The organism is Duganella sp. GW821-FHT07F09, assembly GCF_059418705.1.
This window is the reverse complement of record NZ_JBWKQJ010000046.1, coordinates 1-550: the sequence shown is the minus strand read 5'-3', so window position 1 is coordinate 550 and position 550 is coordinate 1. Positions and strand designations below refer to the sequence as shown.

Annotated in this window: 1 protein-coding gene; it reads left to right on the top strand. The window is 69.1% G+C overall.

Going from position 1 to position 550, the window contains the following annotated elements; translation table 11 throughout:
- A partial coding sequence (locus tag AC07P1_RS33725) for a LysM peptidoglycan-binding domain-containing protein (RefSeq protein WP_494699950.1) occupies positions 1–550 on the top strand: 550 nt, incomplete at both ends.

The following is a 550-nucleotide window of genomic DNA, read 5'->3' as shown; positions in this document are numbered from 1 at the left end:
CCAACACCGCCTCGGGCCTGGCCTCGGGCGTGGCGTCGACCATCGTCACCGGCGGGCACATCGATGTCGGCAACATCCTGACGGACGCCTTCGGCAACGCGGTGGCCGGCGCGCTGGTTGGCGGCATGCTCGCGCCGCCGGCCGGTTCCGGCGACGGCAGCGCCGGACCGGGCGTTGCGACTAGCGGTGGCGGCGACGCCTCCGGTGCGGACGACTTCGGACCGGTGTCGGTTGCGCCGGTGGCGTTGCCCGACCCGGTGACCACGCCGATCGATAGTGGCTGGCTCGACGACGTCAACGGCGGCATGGACGACCGCAGCTTGCTCAACGCGGCCGAACAAAGCGCCAATCCCAACTACTACAGCAGCGTGGCCGGACACGGCCAGGTGGCCGGCCCCGGCGACAACATCTCGAAATTGCTTGGCACCAGCGACCCCCAGGCGGTGGGCAACTTCATGCGCGCCAACGGGCTAAGCAACAGCAATCTCTACGCCGGGCAGAACTACTTCATCCCGGACGATCCGAACGCGTACGGCGACAGTTCGGGGCT